Source organism: Acidiferrimicrobium sp. IK (genome assembly GCF_025499425.1).
GTDB lineage: Bacteria > Actinomycetota > Acidimicrobiia > Acidimicrobiales > Palsa-688 > Acidiferrimicrobium.
On record NZ_JAIMCB010000018.1, the window covers coordinates 38,452 to 53,841 of the forward strand.

The window sequence follows — 15,390 nt, forward strand, 5'->3', positions numbered from 1 at the left end:
AGCCTCTGGGCAAGAGGAGGACCGATGCCAGGACCAGACGACATCCTCGCAGTCGACCCGTTCGGGCGCCCCAACCACCGCTTGGTCGTGGCCGCGGCACGCGCCGGTGCCACCGGCGTGCTGGACCTGGCCGGCGCCGGCCGGCCCGGCTGCCCCGACCGTCTCTGGGCGGAGGCCGTCGACAAGGTCGCAGCGCGGGTCGCGGGCGCTTGGGCCGTCCGAGTGGCGCCCGGCCAGACCGTCGAGCTGCCTGAGACCGCCCAGACGGTGGTCCTGGCCGGCCGGTCCCCGACGCCCGACGAGGTGGCGATCTGGTCGGGCCGACGGGTCCTGGTCGAGGTGACGTCGCTGGAGGAGGGACGCGAGGCGCTGGCCGCCGGCGCCGAAGGCTTGTGGGCCAAAGGCTGCGAGGCCGGTGGCCGTGCGGGAAAAAGCGAAGGGTTCGTCCTGGCTCAGCAGATCGCCCGCCTGGGCGCCCCGTGGTGGCTGGCGAGCGGGGTCGGCCCCCACACTGCGGGCGTGGCTCGCGCCGCGGGGGCGACCGGCTTCGTGCTCTCCGACGCGCTGGCGCTGCTCGAAGAGGTCCGCCCGCCGGCGGCCACCGCGGCCGCCATCGCCGCGATGGACGGCAGCGAGACCGCCACGCTGGGCGGGTGGCAGGTGTGGGCCCGGCCCGGTTCGCCCGCCGCGCTGCTGCGCCGGGGACCCGGGGAGCTTTCGGAAGGCGAGGTCGTGGCCCGGATCGGCACGGACGTGCGCCGGGACCTGGTGCCGGCCGGGCCCGACACCGCTCTCGCCGCCCGGATGGCCGAGCAGTGGCGCACCGTCGCCGGCGTGGTTGCCGCCATGCGGGACTGCACCGAGCGCAGCCTCGCCGCGGCCCGCCACCACCGTCCTTTGGCCCCCGGTAACGCCCTGGCCGGCCGTCACGGCCTGCGCTACGGGGTGGCGCAGGGGCCGATGACCAGGGTCAGCGACCGGGCGGCGTTCGCCGCCGCCGTCGCCGACGACGGCGGCCTGCCCTTCGTCGCTCTCGCCCTGCTGAGCGGCGGGGACACCCGCAGCCTGCTGACCGAGACCGCCGCGGCGCTCGGCGGGCGCCCATGGGGCGTCGGCATCCTCGGATTCGTCCCCCCTGAGGTTCGCGCCGCGCAGCTGGAGGTGGTCCGGGAGCTGCGCCCGCCGCTGGCCCTGATCGCCGGGGGGCGGCCGGCCCAGGCCCGCAGCCTCGAGGACGACGGCATCGCCACGTTCATCCATGTTCCCTCGCCGGGGCTGCTCGAGCAGTTCCTGGCCCAGGGCGCCCGGCGCTTCGTGTTCGAAGGACGCGAGTGCGGTGGGCACGTCGGTCCCCGCACCAGCCTGTCGCTTTGGGAGGCGCAGGCGGAGGTCCTTCGCCGCCACGGTGACCTGGCCGAGGTGGAGGTCCTCCTCGCGGGGGGCATCCACGACGCGACCTCCTCCGCCATGGCCGCGACCGTCCTCGGGCCCCTCGCCGGCGCCGGCGCCGCGGTCGGGGTGCTGATGGGGAGCGCCTACCTGTTCACGGCGGAGGCCGTCGAGGGGGGCGCGATCACCAGCGGCTACCAGCAAGCCGCGCTCGGCTGTCGCGACACGGTCCTGCTCGAGACGTCGCCCGGGCACGCGACCCGCTGCGTCGACAGCCCCTACGTGGCGACCTTCCAGCGCCGCAAGGAGGAGCTCATCGCGGCGGGGACCGACGCCGCCGCCATGTGGGCCGAGCTGGAGGAGCTCAACTTGGGCCGGCTCCGGCTGGCCAGCAAGGGGCTCGCCCGGACCGCTGGCGGGACGACCGCGGTCGACGACGCGACGGCCGCCGCGGAAGGCATGTTCATGATCGGCCAGGTCGCCGCGCTGCGAAGCGAACCCACGACGATCGCCGCGCTCCACGAAGAGGTGACCTCCGGGGGGGCCGAGCTGGTTGAGCGGGTCGCGGCGGCGCCGGTCCCGGCCGTCGCCCGCCGGGGGCCTTCCCCCCTCGACATCGCCATCGTCGGCATGGCCGGGGTGTTTCCCCAAGCCTCGGATGTCGAGACGTTCTGGGCCGATGTCGTCGCCGGGCGCGACGCGGTCAGCGAGGTCCCCGCGGCCCGGTGGGACACCGGGCGGTACTTCGATCCCGACCCGGCGCTCGCAGGCCGGCGGACGCCGTCGCGCTGGGGCGGCTTCATCCCCGCGGTCGACTTCGATCCCCTCGCCTACGGGATCCCGCCGTCGTCGCTAAACGCGATCGAGCCGGTGCAGCTGCTGGCCCTCAAAGTCGCCGACGCGGCGCTGGCCGACGCCGGCTACGCCCACCGCCCCTTCCCCCGGGAGCGGACGTCGGTCATCTTCGGGGGGGAAGGAGGCACCGACCTGCAATGCGCCTACAACTTCCGGGTGCTCGCCGACCAGTACCTCGGGGTCCTGCCCCCCGAGCTGGAGGAGCACCTCCCCGTCTACAGCGAGGACTCGTTCCCCGGCGTCTTGACCAACGTGATCGCCGGGCGGATCGCCAACCGCCTGGATCTGGGCGGCGTCAACTACACCGTCGACGCCGCCTGCGCGTCGGCGCTCGCCGCGCTCGACGCCGCCTGCAAGGAGCTGGCGGCCGGCGGCAGTGACATGGTCCTCTGCGGCGGAGCCGACCTCCACAACGGCATCAACGACTACCTCCTGTTCTCCTCGGTGCGGGCGCTGTCCCCCACCGGTCGGTCCCGCCCGTTCGACGCCAGCTCCGACGGCATCGCGCTCGGCGAGGCGGTGGCCTGCGTGGTCCTCAAACGACGGGCGGACGCGGAGCGCGACGGCGACCGGGTCTACGCGGTCATCGACGCCGTCGGCGGGTCGAGCGACGGCCGCCACCTGGGACTGACCGCCCCTCGCAAGGAAGGCCAGCAGCTGGCCGTGCGGCGAGCGTACGCCCAGGCCGGTTACGGCCCCGATCAGGTCGGGCTGGTCGAGGCCCACGGCACCGGCACCGCGGTCGGTGACCGCACCGAGTTGGCGACCCTCACCGAGACCTTCGGCGACCACGGGGCGGCTCCGTCGGGAGTGGTGCTCGGCTCGGTCAAGTCCCAAGTAGGTCACACCAAGTGCGCCGCCGGCCTGGTCGGGCTGGTCAAGGTGGCCCGTTCCGTCTACCACGGGGTGCTGCCCCCGACGCTGCACATCGCGGCGCCGCACGCCGCCTACGACCCGGAGCGAAGCCCGTTCCGCTTCCTGGCCGCCGCCCAGCCGTGGCCGCAAGCGGAGCGCCACGCCGCGGTCAGCGCCTTCGGGTTCGGCGGGACCAACTTCCACGCGGTGATCTCGGCGGCTCCCGACGCCGACCGACCCGCGCACGGCGTCGGACCGTGGCCTTGTGAGCTGGTGATCATCCGGGCCGCGACCATGGCGGACGCCAAGGCCCGGGCCGGGCGCCTGGCCGACCTGGCGGAGCGTGTTGGCGCCGCCGACCCCGCCGGCGCCCGCCACCGCCTGAGGGACCTGGCCTACACGGTCTGCGCTGGTGCGGACGAGCCAGGCGCCGGCCTCCAGCCGGCGCAGCTGGCCGTGGTCGCTCGGGACTGGTCCGATCTGGCCGAGCGGCTGCGCGCCGCCGCCGCGGGCCGCGCCGACCCGGGCGGCGTGTACGTCGCCGACGAGCAGGCCGGCGGCGGGGTGGCGTTCTTGTTCCCGGGGCAGGGCAGCCAGCGGCCCAACATGCTCGCTGACGTGCTGGTCGCCTTCCCGTGGTTGGCGCCGATCCTCGCCGCCGGGGCTCCGTGGCAGGAAGTCATGTTCCCGCCTGGCGCCTACACCGACGAGCAGCGGGCTGCGCAGATCGCCAGGATCACCGCCACCGACAACGCCCAGCCGTCCCTCGGCATCGCCGCCGCCGCGATGACCGCGATCTGGGACCGGTTGGGGGTGCGGCCCGACGCGGTCGCCGGCCACAGCTACGGCGAGCTGCCGGCGCTGGCCGCCGCCGGCTGCTTCGACCTGGCCGCGCTCGTGCAGCTCAGCGCGGCCAGGGCCGCGGCGATGACCGCGGCTGCCGCCGCCCTCGGCGACGACCCGGGGACGATGGCGGCGGTGAGCTTGGGCGCCGACGAGGTGCGGGAGATGCTCGGCGACAGCGACGTCGTGGTGGCCAACCACAACAGCCCCCGCCAGTCGGTCATCTCCGGGCCGACCGCCGCGGTGGGCGCCGCCGTCGAGGCCCTCTCGGCCCGCAAGGTCGGGGTCCGCCCCTTGGCCGTGGCGTGCGCCTTCCACAGCCCGCTGGTGTCGGGGGGCGCCGCCCAGTTCCTCTGCGACCTGCGCGACGTGCCCTTCTCCTCGCCGGCGCTGCCGGTGATCGCCGGGTCGTCCGCGGCGCCGTACCCGCCCGATCCCGACGCCAGCCGGACGCTCCTAGCCGAGGGCATCGCCTCACCGGTGCGCTGGGTCGAGCAGGTCGAGGCCCTCTACGCCAGCGGGATCCGAACTTTCGTCGAGGTCGGACCGGGGCGGGTCCTCAGCCACCTCGTCGGGGCCATCCTCGGCGAGCGGCCCCATGTGGTGGTCGCCAGCGACGTCGCCGGCGAGAACGGGATCACCCGGCTGCTGCTGGCCTGCGCCCGGATGGCGACCACCGGCGTGGAGCTCGACACCGAAGCGCTCTTCGCCGGGCGGGCGGCCCCGGTCGACCTGGCCTCGCTGCCGCTGCCCGCCGCGGGGTGGAGCGTCGACGGCCACCTGGTCCGCGGCGGTGACGGGACGGTCGTGGCCGGCGGACTGCAGCCGGCGGACACGGTGCCCTCGGTGGCAGCGCCGGGCGGCGCTGCCACGGCGGCTCCCGACCAGCGCGACGCCGCCGTCCTCGGGTACCTGAAGTCGATGCAGGACGCGATCGCCGCCCAGCGAGACGTCATGCTCCGCTACCTGGGGGAGACGGCGCCGGTGACCGACGTGCCAGCGACGGCTGAAGCGGCAGGGCCCGGCGGCGGAGGTCTCGCCGTGCCGCTGGCCGGCGGCGCCGCTCCCGGTGAGCCGGTCGGGAGCGCGGCGCCTGGCGCCTCGGCGGGGCCGGTCCCGGTCGCCGGCGCTGGAGCCGGCGCGGCCCCACCCGATGGAGGCGCCGACCCGGCCGGGCTGCTCACCCGGATCGTCAGCGAGCGGACCGGCTACCCGCCCGCCATGCTCGACCTCGACGCCGACCTCGAGGCGGACCTGTCGATCGACTCGATCAAGCGCCTCGAGATCCTCTCCGAGGTGATGGACCGCGCTGGCATCGCGGCCGCCGACGATGACACCCTCGTCGAAGAGGTGGCCCGCATCACCACCCTCCGCGGCGTCGCCCAGTGGCTTACCGATCATCGCCCCCCGGAGACCGAGCCCGGAGCCGCCGACCGTGCGGCCGAGCCCGGTGCCGCCGACCGGGCCGAAGGCGCTCAAGATGGCAACCCGAGCGCAGCCGCCGGTCGTTTCGTGGTGGAGAGGGAGGACCTCCCGCCGGCCTCGACGGAACTGGAAGTGGCGGGGCAAGAGGTGGTGATCGTCGTTCGCGACGGCTTCCCGCTGGCCGACGCGACCGAGGCGGAGCTGCGCGAGGCCGGCACGTCGGTGAGCACGGTGAGATGCCACCCGCCCCACCAGCCCCTCGACCCGGAACTGCGCGACGCGCTGGCCGGCGCCGACATCGTGGTCTACCTGGCCGCGGCGGAGCCCGGCGCCGGAGGCGACGCGCTTTGGTCGTTCCCGTTGTGGCAGGCCGCGCTGGGCGGGACCGCGAGCCGGTGGTTGGCGGTCACCGTCGACGGAGGGATGGTCGCCGAGGAACGCCCGGGATCCGATGCCCGCGTCTCGGAGGTCCGCCATCCGGCCGGCCTGGCCGGAGTGGTGAAGGTCGCGGCCATCGAGCGGGCGGGACTGCGCGCCCGCGTCCTCGACCTCGACGGCGAGCTCGTCTCCGCCGATCCGGCGGCCGCGGCGCGGCTGGTGCTCGAGGAGCTGCGCGACGGCCACCCCGCGGTGGACGTGGGGCGTCGGGGTGCCCGCCGCATCGGTGTGCGGATCGCCGCGGTGCCGGCCCCGGCCGGGAGCGAGCAGCGAGAGGCCCTCGGGCCGGACTCGGTCGTGCTGCTAACCGGCGGCGCCCGGGGCATCACCGCCGCCGTGGCCCGGGCCCTACATTCCCGCTTCGGCAGCCGCATCGAGCTGGCCGGCCGCACCCGCCTCGACGGGGACGAGGATCCCCGACTGGCCGGCGCCGACGACCTGAACGCGCTGCGCCGCCGCATCGCCGAACTCGGCCACCACTCCCAGCCCGCGCACATCGACGCGGCGGCCCGGGCGGTCCTCGCCTCCCGGGAAGCCCGCCAGACCGTTCGCGACCTGACGGCGGCAGGCGCCGCGGTCAGGTACCACGCGCTCGACGTCACCGACGAGCTCGCCCTCGCGGCCGTGGTGGACGACGTCTACGCCCGGCACGGGCGCATCGACGCGGTCGTCCACGGCGCGGGGATCATCGACGACCGCCTGATCGCCGACAAGACCGCGGAGAGCTTCGCCTCGGTATGGGCGACCAAGGTCGGCGCGGCCCGGGCACTGCTGCGCTGCTTGCGGCCAGGGCCCGGGGTGCTGGTGCTGTTCGGCTCGGTCAGCGGGGTGTGGGGCAACCGCGGTCAGGTCGACTACGCGGCCGCCAACCACGCCCTCGACACCTTGGCGTGGGCCTACGACGGCGTCGAGGACCGCCGCGTCGTGTCCATCGACTGGGGACCGTGGCGAGACGCCGGCATGGTGACAGGACCCCTCGCCCGGGAGTACGCCCGGCGGGGCATCGACCTGCTCGGCGTCGACGAAGGCGTCTCGGTGGTGCTCGACGTGATGGCCGACCCTGACGCCGCGCCCTGCCAGATGATCGCCATGGCCGGCCCGCTGCCGTCCCAGGCGTCGGGCGCAGCGCCTCCGGCGGGCGCATCCGAGGGACCCGGCGGCCACCTGCAGGCTGCTCGCCTTGGCTGACCCGGCTCTCCCCGCCGAGGCGGTCGCCATCGTCGGCATGGCCTGTGTCCTGCCCGGCGCCCCGGACCTCGATACGTTCGCCGGCAACTTGTTCGCGGGCGTCGACGCGATCAGCGACGTGCCGCCCGGACGGTGGGACCCGCTCTTCTACGACCCGGATCGAAGCGGGCCGGACCGCTTCTACTGCCGGCGGGGCGGCTTCGTCGACGACGTCGCCGACTTCGACCCCGCGGCGTTCGGCATCATGCCGACGGCGGTGGAGGGGGCCGAACCCGACCAGCTGCTGGCGTTGGCCGTCGCCGCCCGAGCGCTCGCCGACGCCGGCGACCCGCACCGCCGGGTCGCCCCCGAACGCGTCGGCGTGATCGTCGGGCGCGGCGGGTACACCGGCAGCGGCGTGCGCCGCCTGGAGCAGCGGGTCCACACCGCCGAGCAGCTCGTCGTTTCGCTGAGGTCGCTGCTCCCGGCCCTCGGCGACGACCAGCTGAACGCGGTCAAGGCCGAGTTCGTGGCCCGTCTGGGCCCCGACCGCCCTGAGTCGGCGATCGACCTGGTACCCAACCTCACGGCTTCGCGCATCTCGAACCGGTTGGACCTGCGAGGGCCGTCCCACACCGTTGACGCGGCGTGCGCCAGCTCGCTGATCGCAGTGGACCAGGCAATGGACCAGCTCGCGTCGCGTCGCTGTGACGTGGTCATCGCCGGCGGGGTGCACCACTGCCACGACCTGACGCTTTGGAGCGTGTTCACCCAGCTCGGCGCCATCTCCCGTCAGGCGCAGGTGCGGGCGTTCGACCGGCGCGCCGACGGCCTGCTGATCGGGGAGGGCACCGCCTTGCTGGTCCTCAAGCGACTGGCCGACGCGGAAGCCGAAGGGGACCGGGTGTACGCGGTGATCCGGGGGGCCGGGGTGGCCAGCGACGGGAAGGCCACCAGCTTGATGAGCCCGAGCTCCGACGGTCAGGTCCTGGCGGTGGAGCGGGCCTGGCGGCGCGCCGGGCTGGACCCGGCGAGCGTCGGTCTGATCGAGGCCCACGGCACGGGCACCCCGACCGGCGACAGCGTGGAGCTACGCACCCTGCAACGGGTGTTCGGGGGCCCCGACGGCGAGCGGGCCGGGCTCGGGTCGGTCAAGTCGATGATCGGCCACGCCATGCCGGCCGCCGGCGCGGCTGGGATCGTCAAGGCCGCCCTGGCGGTGTGGTCCGGTCGGCTGCCACCGACCCTGCACGCCGAGCAGCCGAGCCCTCTCGTCGACGAGACCCGTTTCCGTTTGGTCGGCTCCGCCGAGCCGTGGACGGCCGTATCCCCGCTGGTGGCTGGTGTCGACGCGTTCGGCTTCGGGGGGATCAACGCCCACGTCGTGCTGGAGGAGCACCTGCCTTCCACCGGCCGGGTGCCGTCCCGGCGGCGCCCGCCGCGGAGAAGCGGGCAGGCCGACGAGCAGGTGCTGCTGGCGTCGGGAAGCGACGCCTCGCACGTTGCCGCCCGCCTGAGCCGGCTCGCGGCGTCCGACCTCCTGAGCTTCGACGCCGCGCCGGCCGGCCCACGGATCCTCTCCGAGCCCACGGACGACCTGAACGGCCCGTGCCGGCTGGCGATCGTGGCCCCCACCCCGAAACGTTTGGCGCTGGCCGGGAGCATCGCGTCGGGGGGCCGCCCCTTCGCGGGTCGCAACGACGTGTGGTTCCAGCCGGAGCCGCTGGCCGGGAGCGGCGGCGGACAGGTGGCTTTCCTCTTCCCCGGCCTCGAGCCCGACTTCGCTCCCCGCCTCGATGACGTGGCGTCGGCCCTGGACTTCGACGGCCGGCGGATCGTCGGCGGATCCGACCGTATCGAGGTGCTCGGGCCGGCGGTCATCGACGCCGGCAGGCTGCTGCATCTGGCCCTCGACCGCCTCGGCGTACGCCCCGACCTCGTCGCCGGTCACAGCGTCGGCGAGTGGACGGCGCAGATCGCCGCCGGGATGACGCCGATCGAGGCCCTCGAACCTCTGCTCGACCAGCTCACCCCGGGACGCCTGCGCCATCCCGACGTCGCCTTCCTGGCCCTCGGCTGCCCGGCGGAGACCGCCGCCGAGCTCATCGCCGGGGTCGCCGACGTGGTCGTGTCGCACGACAACTGCCCCCACCAGTCGGTGGTGTGCGGCACCGACACCGCGGTGGCCGAGGTCACGGCGCGAGCCGGCAGCCAGCGGGTACTGGCCCAGCAGCTCCCGTTCCGCTCCGGGTTCCACACGCCGATGTTCGAGCCGTACCTGGACGGGATGCGTGAGCTGTTCGGCGGCCTCCCGATCCGGCCCCCGTCGGTGCCGGTGTGGTCGGCCACGACCGGCGCTCCCTACCCGACCGACCCCGCCGCGGTGCGGGCGTTGACCATCGAGCACATGACCAAGCCGGTCGGCTGGCGGTCGCTGGTGGAACGCCTCCACGACCACGGCACCCGGGTCTTCGTCGAGGTCGGCGTCGGCAGCCTGGTCGGCTTCGTGGGTGACATCCTGGGCGACCGCCCGCACCTCGCGGTGGCCGCCCACAGCCCTAAACGCGACGGGCTGGCGCAGCTGCGCCGGGCCGCCGCCGCGCTGTGGTCCGCCGGCGTCGACGTGCGCCCCGACGCGGTGCAACGCCTGGCCCCCGAAGCGAGCAGCGCGATCGGCCAGGTCCGGGCCCCTCACCCGGCCGGGACCGGGCAGGCGGCGACCGGGACCCGGCGAAGGTTGCGCCTGGGCCGGGGCCTGGTCCACGACCTGACACCGCTGCCAGGCGGCGCCGCCCTCCCCACGGCGATCCCCGCCGGGAGGACGGGGTCGCCCGGCGCCAAGCCGGCTGCCGGAGCAGCCGGCGAGCCGGTTGCAAGAGCAGCCGCTGCTCCGCCGATCCTCGCCGCGTTCCACGCCACCGTCCAGGAGGCCGCCGCAGCGGCGAGCACCGTCGTGGAGCAGTGGGATCGGCGGCCGGCCCGACGGCCCGCGCCGGCGCCCCGACCGCCAAGAGGCCACGCCGCGACGGGAGACCCGGTCGCGGCGGCGCCTGCGGAAAGCCGGGCTGCGGCCTGGCCAGCCGCGGGCGGGCGGCGGGAGCTGGCCTACGCCGAGCGCTACGACCTAGGAGCCCAGCCGGCGTGGGCCGACCACGCCATCTTCAACCAGCCCGACGGGTGGCCCGACCAGAGCGACCGCTTCCCCATCGTCCCGCTGACCGCCATGATCGAGCGGTTCGTCGACCTGGCCGCGGAGCTGCGACCAGAGCTGACGCCCGTCGGCCTCGAGGACGTGCGGGCCATGCGCTGGCTGGTCGTGGCCCCGGCCACCGAGACCACGGTAAGAGCCAGCGTGGTCGCCGACGACCGAGGCGACGGGGTGGTCCGGGTCCGCACGGCCATCGACGGCCACGCCCGAGCCACGGTTCTGATGGCTCCGGCCTACCCGCCGGCCGTTCCGCCCGACCCGAGGCCCTCGCGCCGCGGCGCCCTCCCGTGGCCGCCCGCCGCGATCTACGCCGAGCGCTGGCTGTTCCACGGCCCCGCCTACCAGGGCATCGAGGACATCCCCGGATGGGATCCCACCGGCATCGACGGGACCGTGCGCGCCCTTCGCGCTCCCGGCGCCCTGCTCGACAACGCCGGCCAGGTGCTCGGACTGTGGGTGGCGCTGGCCCTCGACGAACGCCGGACGGTCCTGCCCACCACCATCGACCGGATCGCCTTCTACTCGCCGCGGCCGCCGACCGGCGCCGCGGTCCGCTGCCGGGCCCACGTCACCGCCGTCGAGGACGACCGGGTCGTCGCCGACCTGGAGCTGATCGGCCCCGACGGCCTGTGGGCCCGCATCGCCGGGTGGGCCGAGCGGCGCTTCGACACCACCAACCCGGTGTTCGAGCTGATCCGCTCACCGCAGGACCACCTAGTCGCCGAGATCACCACCGACGGTTGGGCGTGGGCCCAGGAAAGCTGGCTCGACCCGGCCAGCCGCGAGATGATCATGCGCCGCTACCTCAACGCGCCAGAGCGAGCGGCCTACGCCCGGCGCAACCCGAGGTCGCAGCGAGCGACGCTCCTCGGGCGGGTGGCGCTCAAAGACCTGCTCCGCCACCAGCGGTGGCGGCGGGGGGCAGGCCCGATCTTCCCGGCCGAGATCACGGTGTCCAACGACCAGTCCGGTCGCCCCTTCGCCCTCGGAGCCGTCGACGCCGACACCACGGTGTCGGTCGCCCACAGCGACGGGGTCGGCGTCGCTCTCGCCGGGAAGGGGACCCACGTCGGCATCGACGTGGAAGCGGTCGCGACCCGCTCCGACCACTTCGCCGACCAGCTCCTCGGCCCAGGCGAGCGGGCCGTCCTCGACGCGATGAGCGGGACCCGCGACGAGCGACTGACCACGCTGTGGACCGTCAAGGAAGCCGCGGCGAAGGCGGCGGGCAGCGGCCTGGCCGGGCGGCCCAGATCCTGGGCTGTCGAGGAGCGCCGCGGCGACCGCTACCGCGTCGGAGCGCAGTGGGTCGCCACCCGCCGCCTCCGACTCGAACCCCAGAGCCCGGCCGGCGACCGAGCCGGCGACCCCAACCCGACAAAGGAGTACGTCGTTGCCTGGACCGTCAACCACCCCTGACGCCGCCGCCCGCCCGGCCGGCACCCCTGACCGCGCCAGCGTCCAGAGCCGGACCGGCGAGCGGGACCGAGTCCTCTCTGACGTGGTCGCGATGATCACCGAGGTCATCGGCCCCGACGAGCTGGTCGGGATCGACATCGGCGACGACACATCGTTCCAGGAGGACCTCGAGGTGGAGAGCATCGAGTTCGTGGCCCTCTCCGAGCAGCTCATGGCCCGCTACGGAGCGGAAGTCGACTTCGTGGGCTGGATGGCGTCGATGGAACTCGACGAGATCATCGCCCTCACCGTCGGGGATCTGGTGGACTTCGTGGTGGCACCGGCGTGACGCCGCTGGCCGTCCCCGTTGCCGCCGACCACCACCTCCAGGTCAACGGCCAGCGGCTGCACGTGCTGCGCCTCGGCTCGGGCGCCTCCGGACGGCCCAAGGTGGTGATGATCCACGGGCTGGTCGTGGACAACCTGTCGAGCTTCTACTTCACCATCGCCAACGCGGTGGCAGTGCACGCCGACGTGTACCTCTACGACCTTCGAGGCCACGGCCTCTCCAGCATCCCGCAGCGCTCCTACCACCTCGGCGACCACATCGCCGACCTGCTCGGGCTGCTCGAGGCGTGGGAGATCGACGAGCCGGTGCACCTCGTGGGCAGCAGCTACGGCGGTCTGATCGCCCTGGAGACCGCCCGCCTACGCCCCGAGCTGGTCGCGTCGATGCTCCTGCTCGAGGCTCACTTCCCCGTCGAGGGATGGGCGACGCAGATGGCCGGAACCGTCAGTCTGGCCACCTACGGACTAGACGACGACAGCACCCGCAAGTGGCTGGCCGACAACGGCATGGACGGCACTGTGGGGCGCAAATTGAAGCGGATGGCCGCGCGGGCGAACCTTCTCGCCCGGAGCACGTCCATCATCGAGGACCTGCAAGCGGAGCAGCCGTTCCCGCTGGCCGCCCTCACTGCGATGTCCTGCCCGGTCACCGCGGTGTACGGGGAGCGCTCCGACATCGTGGAGCGAGGCCACGACCTGGAGCGCCTGCTCCCCGACGCCCGCCTGCACCTAGTCGCCGGCGCCGAGCACCGCCTGCTCCAAGACGTCCCGGCCCAGGTCCGCGACATCGCCGTCGAGTGGGTCACCGCTGCGGCACTGGGGGGATGAACCGCCGATGGCCCGCGTCCTCATCGTCGTGCCACCGCTCGCCGGCCACGTCTACCCGACTGTCACCCTCGGCGCGGAGCTGGCCCGGCGAGGCCACCACGTGGCGTGGGCCGGGCCGGCGGCCGGCGTGGCCCCCCGGCTGGCGCCCGGCCAGGCGCTGTATGACACCAACCCCGAGATCGACCGCAACAGCCTCGACGCCGGGCTGCGCCGAGGCGCCGGCCAGCGCGGCGTCGTAGCCCTCAAATCGCTGTGGGAGGACGTCCTTCTCCCCCTAGCCCGGGCCATGCTCCCGGGCGTCACCCGCGCCATCGAGGGGCACGACCCCGACGTGGTGATCGCCGACCAGCAGGCACTCGCCGGGGCGCTGGGCGCGCTGCGCGCCGGTCTGCCGTGGGTCACCTCCGCCACCACGTCGGCGGAGATGGCCGACCCCTTCGCCAGCGTCCCGCTGGTCGGGCGTTGGATCGCCGACGAGCTGACCGCCCTGCAGGTCGGCGCCGGTGTCGCCGCCGACGTGGCCGCCGACACCGACCTGCGCCGCTCCCCGCTGCTCACCGTGGCCTACACCACGCCGGAGCTGGTCGGACCCCGCTTCACGTGGCCGGCCCCGGTGTGCTTCGCCGGTCCGGTGATCGAGGACCGGGTCGAGACCGATGAGTTCCCGTGGGATTGGCTCGACCCGGCCCGGCGCCGCGTCCTTTTGACCCTCGGGACGCTCAACGCCGCCGCCGGCGGCCGGTTCTTCCAGGCGGCCGCCGACGCGCTGGACCGGCCGGATGTCCAAGTCGTGTGCGCCGCCCCGCCCGAGCTGGTCCCCGCCGCCCCGAGCAACTGGCTGGTCCGAAGCCCCGTCCCGCAACTGGACCTGCTGCGCCGCGGCGTCGACGCAGTGGTCTGCCACGCCGGGCACAACACCGTGTGCGAGACCCTGGCTCGGGGCGTCCCCTTGGTGCTGGCGCCCATCCGCGACGACCAGCCGATCGTCGCCGACCAGGTCGTACGAGCCGGCGCGGGCGTCCGGGTCCGCTTCGGCCGGGTCCGTGCCGACGGCCTGGCCGCCGCGGTGCGCGCCGTCTTGGACGAGCCCTCGTACCGGCGGTCGGCCCGGGCGCTGGCGTCGTCGTTCGCCGCTGCCGGCGGGGCCCGCGAAGCGGCGGTGCGCGTCGAAGCGATCGTGCCGGCCCGCAGCGGCCGATGACAGTCCGCCACCAGCTGTCGGGCACCGACTCGGGGCTGCTGTCACTCGAGTTGCCGTCCCAGCCGATGCACTCCGTGGCGTTGATGGTGCTGGGCTGCCCGGAACCGGGAGGCCACCCGATGGGGATCGATGAGCTGCGCGGCCACGTCACGGCGCGCCTCGCGGCCCTGCCCGCGTTGCGGTGGCGCCTGGCGGCGGTGCCGTTGGGGCTGGGGCGGCCGGTGCTGGTCGATGACACCGGGTTCGACGTGTCGGCCCACGTCCGCGCCGAACGCCTCCCGGCGCCAGGGACCGCGAAGGCACTGGATCGCTACGTCGCCGCCGGCGCCGAGCGCCGCCTGCCGAGGGACCGGCCCCTGTGGGACCTGACCCTCGTCGACGGCCTCGAGGACGGTCGCCAGGCGCTGGCCTTCCGTTTCCACCACTGCCTCATGGACGGCCGGGCGCTGCTGGCCACCCTGGCCGAGCTGCTCCCGCACGCGCCGGCCGCGCCCGCGCCCGGGATACCCGGTCGGTGGGAGCCGCTCCCCTTCCCCAGCCGGCGGCGCCTCCTGCTCACCGCGGCACGCCAGCACGCCGGCGCAGTCGGCCGGCTGCCGGCGCTGGTCGCCAGGACCCGGCGGACCGTCGCCGAGATCCGCGCGGAGCGCCTGGCGTCGCCTGCCCCGCCGCCCACCAAGCAGGACGCCCCGTGGACGCCGCTCAACGTCGGGCTCGGCGCTTCCCGGAGCGTCGCTCGAGTCGCCCTGCCCCTCGAGGAGGTGCGCCGGATCCGGTCTCGCGCTGCGGTGACGGTCAACGACGTCGTGTTGGCCGCGGTCGCCGGCGCGCTGCGGGCCTACCTCCTCGACGCGGGAGCGCTACCCGACCGGCCGCTGGTCGCCCGAGTACCGGTGGTCATCGACCCGGCGGGGCCCGTCCGCACCTACGGGAACCGCTTCGCGGCCCTGTCGACGTCGCTGCGCACCGACATCTCCGACCCCGCGGCGCGCCTGGCCGCGATCGCCGCCGCCGCCGGCGAGGCCAAACGGCTCCACGCCATGGCCGACCCGATGCTCATGTCGTGGTGGCTGGAGCAGATCCCCCCCGCCCTGGCAGAACGGGCGGTGCGCCGCGGCGTCCGCCTCCGGCGCGACCACCCCGAGCGGATCGAATGGAACGTGGTCGTCTCCAACGTGCGCTCCTACCGCGAGGCGCGCCACCTCGGATCCCAGCAGCTCGAGGAGCTGTACCTGACCGGACCGCCCAACGGAGGCGTCGGGGTCAACATCAGCGTCACCGACTACTGCGACCGGCTCTTCGTCGGCGTGCTGGCCTTCTCCGACTCCCTCGACCGTCCCGGTGACCTGGCCGCCCATCTGCGCGCCGCTGTCGACGAGCTGGGCGCCACCGTCGAGGAGGCAGCGGGCTCCCTGCCGGCCTGAACGGCCGGCGG

Annotated in this window: 6 protein-coding genes; all 6 read left to right on the plus strand. The window is 74.8% G+C overall.

Annotation, left to right across the window (positions count from 1 at the left end):
- Window positions 1–24: 24 nt before the first annotated feature.
- From K6U06_RS21730 to K6U06_RS21755, 6 genes are read left to right on the plus strand one after another with little or no spacing between them, the layout of a single operon-like run.
- Complete coding sequence (locus tag K6U06_RS21730) at window positions 25–6,993, plus strand: type I polyketide synthase (RefSeq protein WP_262324078.1); 6,969 nt, start codon at window positions 25–27, stop codon at window positions 6,991–6,993.
- Window positions 6,986–11,599 (plus strand): type I polyketide synthase, encoded by a 4,614-nt coding sequence (locus tag K6U06_RS21735; protein WP_262324079.1) that lies wholly within the window; start codon window positions 6,986–6,988, stop codon window positions 11,597–11,599. Before K6U06_RS21730 ends, K6U06_RS21735 begins: the two co-directional genes overlap by 8 nt.
- Window positions 11,574–11,927: an acyl carrier protein gene (locus tag K6U06_RS21740; protein ID WP_262324080.1), complete on the plus strand. Its 354-nt coding sequence runs from the start codon at window positions 11,574–11,576 to the stop codon at window positions 11,925–11,927. The genes K6U06_RS21735 and K6U06_RS21740 overlap by 26 nt, the downstream gene beginning before the upstream one ends.
- The gene (locus K6U06_RS21745) at window positions 11,924–12,754 is read left to right on the plus strand and encodes an alpha/beta fold hydrolase (RefSeq protein ID WP_262324081.1); all 831 of its coding nucleotides are present in this window, start codon (window positions 11,924–11,926) and stop codon (window positions 12,752–12,754) included. The genes K6U06_RS21740 and K6U06_RS21745 overlap by 4 nt, the downstream gene beginning before the upstream one ends.
- Before the next feature lie 7 nt (window positions 12,755–12,761).
- A complete protein-coding gene (locus K6U06_RS21750) occupies window positions 12,762–13,955 on the plus strand; it encodes a glycosyltransferase (protein WP_262324082.1) in 1,194 nt (397 codons plus the stop codon).
- Window positions 13,952–15,379, plus strand: a complete 1,428-nt coding sequence (locus K6U06_RS21755; RefSeq protein WP_262324083.1) for a wax ester/triacylglycerol synthase family O-acyltransferase — start codon at window positions 13,952–13,954, stop codon at window positions 15,377–15,379. The genes K6U06_RS21750 and K6U06_RS21755 overlap by 4 nt, the downstream gene beginning before the upstream one ends.
- Window positions 15,380–15,390: the final 11 nt, after the last annotated feature.